The organism is Streptomyces scabichelini, from assembly GCF_011045015.1.
GTDB classification, from domain to species: Bacteria; Actinomycetota; Actinomycetes; order Streptomycetales; family Streptomycetaceae; genus Streptomyces; species Streptomyces scabichelini.
Genome location: NZ_JAAKZY010000379.1, coordinates 1 through 4,854 on the forward strand (window position 1 = coordinate 1; position 4,854 = coordinate 4,854).

General features: G+C 70.9%; 3 protein-coding genes. 1 reads left to right on the forward strand and 2 read right to left on the reverse strand.

All coding sequences use genetic code 11. The features are described from left to right. Positions 1 to 176 precede the first annotated feature (176 nt). Positions 177 to 2,279 carry a PTS fructose transporter subunit IIABC gene (locus G5C60_RS49475; protein WP_165270677.1) on the forward strand — a complete coding sequence of 701 codons (2,103 nt, stop codon included), beginning with the start codon at positions 177 to 179 and terminating at the stop codon, positions 2,277 to 2,279. 379 nt (positions 2,280 to 2,658) lie between these two features. On the opposite strand, the gene G5C60_RS49480 is transcribed toward G5C60_RS49475, so the two are convergent. Further along, positions 2,659 to 3,408, reverse strand: coding sequence for a DUF6227 family protein (locus G5C60_RS49480; RefSeq protein WP_165270679.1), 750 nt, complete (start codon positions 3,406 to 3,408; stop codon positions 2,659 to 2,661). Positions 3,409 to 3,624: 216 nt separating this feature from the next. Next, the gene (locus G5C60_RS49485; protein WP_165270681.1) at positions 3,625 to 4,656 is read right to left on the reverse strand and encodes a P1 family peptidase; all 1,032 of its coding nucleotides are present in this window, start codon (positions 4,654 to 4,656) and stop codon (positions 3,625 to 3,627) included. Positions 4,657 to 4,854: the final 198 nt, after the last annotated feature.

Here is a 4,854-nt window from a genome sequence, read left to right on the forward strand (position 1 = left end):
CAGTCCACCTTCCCCGCCTCCACCTTCCCTCCCCGCCTCGACATATGTGACACTTCCGGCATTTCCGTCAGGCCTGAGTGCGGCATGTCCGAGCGCAAGACGTCTGAACGCGACACCCCCGTCCTCACCCCCGCCCATGACTTCCCCCGGGCGATACGCGTGCGAAGGAGCCCGCGATGAGCGAGATGATCACCGCGGACCTGGTCGACCTCGACCTGTCCGCCGATACGAAGGAAGCGGCGGCGCGCGCCCTCGCCGAACGCATGGTGTCCAAGGGCCGCGTGACCGACCTCGACGGCTTCCTCGCCGACGTGGCCGCCCGCGAGGCGCAGATGCCGACCGGCCTCGACGGCGGCATCGGCATCCCGCACTGCCGCAGCGAACACGTCACCGAGCCGACGCTGGCCTTCGGGCGCAGCGCGGCCGGGATCGACTTCGGCGCGCCGGACGGGCCCGCCGACCTGATCTTCCTGATCGCCGCCCCGGCAGGCGCCGACGACGCCCACCTCACGATCCTGTCGTCACTGGCCCGGCAGCTGATGAACGCAGAGTTCACCGACGCGCTGCGGTCAGTGGGCGACGCGGAGGGGGCCGCCGACCTGATCCGCGGTAACGAGCCCGCGGTGGCCGCGCAGGTCGCCGCCGCGGCGCCCGTGCAGTCGGGCAGCACCGAAGACTCCGCGGCGGCACCGGCCGGAGCGGCCTCCGCCGAAGCCGCCGCGGACACCACGGCCCCCGCGCCGGCCGTGACCGTCGAGGACGGTCCCGCCCAGCCCGGCGGCACCCGTCCGTTCCGTATCGTCGCCGTCACCTCCTGCCCCACCGGCATCGCGCACACCTACATGGCGGCCGAGGCGCTGGAGAACGCGGGCCGCGAGAACGCCGACATCGAGGTCGTCGTCGAGCCGCAGGGCTCGGCGGGCTTCAACCGGCTCGACCCGGCCGTCATCGCCGCCGCGGACGGCGTGATCTTCGCGCACGATGTGCCCGTACGGGAGAAGGACCGGTTCGCCGGGAAGCCGACCGTGGACGTCGGCGTGAAGGCGGGCATCAACCGGCCCGCCGAGCTGATCGCCGAGGTCCGGGCGAAGGCCGAGCGCGGTGAGGTCACCGCGGCCGCCAAGCCCGGCGGTACGCCGGTCGAACGGGCCGGAGAGCCCGGCGAGCACTACGGCACGAAGCTCCGCAAGTGGCTGATGTCCGGCGTCAGTTACATGGTCCCGTTCGTCGCCGCGGGCGGTCTGCTCATCGCGCTCGGCTTCGCGATCGGCGGCTACCAGATCAACGAGGCCAAGCCGGTCATGGAGCACTTCGACTGGGGCCAGGTCGACAGCTGGGGCGCCCTGCTGTTCCAGATCGGCGGCGTCGCCTTCAACTTCCTGATCCCCGTCCTCGCCGGATACATCGCCTACGGCATGGCGGACCGCCCCGGTCTCGTCCCCGGCTTCGTCGGCGGCATGATCGCCTTCAACATCAACGCCGGTTTCCTCGGCGGTCTGGTCGCCGGTCTGCTGGCCGGTACGGTCGTCATGGGCATCCAGCGGATCAAGATCCCGCCGGTCCTGCGCGGCATCATGCCGGTGGTCGTGATCCCGCTGATCTCCTCGATCGTCGTCGGCTTCCTGATGTTCGTCGTGATCGGCAAGCCCATCGCCGAGGCGCAGAAGGCCATGACCGACTGGCTCTCCGGCCTCTCCGGCACCAACGCCGTCCTGCTCGGCGTCCTGCTCGGCCTGATGATGTGCTTCGACCTCGGCGGCCCGGTCAACAAGGTCGCGTACGCCTTCGCCACCGGCGGTATCGCCGTCCAGGACCCGAGCAGCTCCGCGATGAAGATCATGGCGGCGGTCATGGCGGCCGGCATGGTGCCGCCGCTGGGCATGGCCCTGGCCACCACGATCCGCAAGAAGCTGTTCACCACGGCCGAACGCGAGAACGGCAAGGCCGCCTGGGTCCTCGGCGCCTCCTTCATCTCCGAGGGCGCGATCCCGTTCGCCGCCGCCGACCCGCTGCGCGTCATCCCCGCCTCCATGGCGGGCGGCGCGGTCACCGGCGCCCTGACCATGGCGTTCGGCTCGACCCTCCGCGCCCCGCACGGCGGCATCTGGGTCACCTTCCTGATCGGTAAGCCGTTCCTCTACCTCCTCGCCATCGCCGTCGGCACGGCGGTAACGGCAGGCCTGGTCATAGCCCTGAAGGGCATGCGCAAAACAAAGCCGGAGGCCGAGCCGGCGACGCCGGCGGCCGCCTCGACGACGAAGGAGCCGGTCGCAGCCTGACCTCCACCCGTCAGAAACGCGCTGTGGCCCGGGATTTTCGTCCCGGGCCACAGCGCGCACTGACGCACGTCGGGTGCGGGTTCGTCGTGGCTGGTCGCGCAGTTCCCCGCGCCCCTAAAAGACCAAAAGACGAGCCCTCAGCCACCACGCACCGGAACTTGCCCACCGGCGGGAGGGGGCGTGGGTCGGTGCGTCGTATGCCCGTCGCGTAGGTTCGTTCTCAGGTCACCCGCACTGTGTACCACCACCGGGCCGTATGCCCACCCTGCGACGGGCTGACGCACCGGCCCACGGCCCCGACCCACCCACGAACCCAGGGGCGCGGGGAACTGCGCGACAAGCCACAACGAACCCCGCACGAAACAACGAACCCAACCGCTCAACCGCCGGAGGCAGAGGCACGCCTCTCCATGGCGTCCCGCGCAGCATCCTCACTCGCGTACACCTCACACATGTGCCGCCCATCAGACGTAGCGGTGTGCTCGACCTCCCAAAGGGACAGCTCCCGCCCGTCCAACAGCAGAAACGCATGCTCGTAGAGCGAGAAGCAAAGCCCCGCCCTCCTACCCCCGTACGGCCGCCCGAACGCCTGAGTGATCTCGTGCGCGAACGCCATCTGCAGCAGTTCGGCCATCTCCTCGCCAGGCCGGTCCGCGTTCTCGGCACGCCGCAACAACCGCCGCCCGTGATCCGCCGAGTCGTCCAGAACGTACACATGCCGAGACTCGGGAACCGGCGCCAGCCGCACCATGACAGGCATCTCGAAGTCCGGCTCGTCCGGCGGCAGCGGCAACCGCGCGGTCGCGGCCCGCAACTCCTCCTGGTCCTCGTACACCTCATGTTCCAGATGGCTGCCCGGCCCGGTGTTGTGGACAAGCTCCCAGAGCGTGAGCGCCGTACCGTCGGCAAGCAGCCACGTGTGCCGGTACGTCTCGCGGTGCAGTCCGGCACTGTGGTGCGCGGAGTGCAGCGAACTGTCGTACGCCAGCGCGCAGTCGAGCCGCCCTATCGTCTCGTCGGAGAGCTCGAAGGAATTCAGGGCGCGGCCGAGGAGTCGCGCGAGATGCTCCTCCGGAGACTCGGGCGACTCGGGTGGCTCGTACGCTGCCGTCTCGTACGGAACGCTCAAGGTTTCTCCCGGCGTTGCTGCATGTCACCTTGTGGGTGCATACCGTAGCCCCTCAGTCGGACATCATGTCCGGGAACCGAGAAAACGTACGCACAGAAAACGTGGAACCCGCGTGAGAAGTTCCCACACGCCCTGACGCAGGCTCAAACTCCCCTGGTCAAAGGCATCAGAGGGCACCAGACGGGGCCAGGCCCCGATTCCCGTACAACTCCCCGCCTACCGCCGCTCCCCGTACAACTCCCCGTACGCCGGCCACATCCCGCCCGGCCCCTCCACGGACTCGGCGGCCCGTACCGCCCGCACGATCGCCCGCGTCACGAGATCCGCGCCGGCCGCGAGGATCTCGTTCAGCGCGAGAGGGTTCTCCTCCGCCAGCGGACGCGCCCCCGTGGCGAGCGCGAACACCGTGTCCCCGTCGTTGAGCAGATGCACCGGCCGTACGGCGCGCGCGATGCCGTCGTGCGCCGTCCCCGCCAGCTTCTGCGCCTGCGCCTTCGACAACTCCGCGTCGGTGGCGACCACCGCGAGCGTGGTGTTCAGCGGGGGAGTGCCGTTCTTCGCCGCGGCCTCGGCGAGCCGCGCCCGCGCCGCCTCGTGCACCTCCTCTTCCGGATAGGTCATACGCCCCTGAAGCAGCTCCCCGTACAACGCCCCCGTCAGCGGATCCACCGCCGACCCCGCCGCGTTGGCCACCACGAGCGCTGCCACCGTGACACCCGAGTCGAGCACGGCACTCGCGGTGCCGACCCCTCCCTTCATGCTTCCGACCGCCGCCCCCGTACCGGCGCCCACACATCCCTCCTGGACCGGCGTGCCCGGCTCGCTCGCCGCAGCGGCCGCCACCGCTTCACGGCCCGTCGCCGCGTCCGGCCTGGCCCGGAAGTCGCCGCCGCGGCCCAGGTCGAAGACACAGGCCGCCGGGACGACCGGCACCACATGCGACGGATCGGGCCCGACGCGCATCCCGCGCCCCCGCTCCTCCAGCCAGGCCATCACGCCCGCCGCCGAGTCCAGTCCGTACGCACTGCCGCCGGTCAGGACCAGCGCCTCGACCTTGCGCACCACGTTGCGTGGATCGAGCGCGTCCGTCTCTTTGGTGCCGGGCCCGCCGCCGCGCACGTCCACGGCCGCGACTGCGCCGCCCTCCGGAGCCAGGACGACCGTGGTGCCGGTCAGCCAACCACCGCCGGTCCGCGTGGCGTGCCCCACGCGCAGCCCGGCCACATCTGTCAGAGCGCCAATTGTCATGGCACCCAGTGTCGACGAGATGCACGAGCGCGCACGAGAGGGGAGCCGAATATGCCGCCCCTGGACCCGGTCCGCCCCCGGACCCGGTCCGCCCCGGACCTGGACCCGGTCCGCCCCGGACCTGGACCCGGTCCGCCCCCGGACCTAGACCCGCTCCGGACCCGGACCCGCTCCGCCCCCCGGGCCGTACTCTGGAGA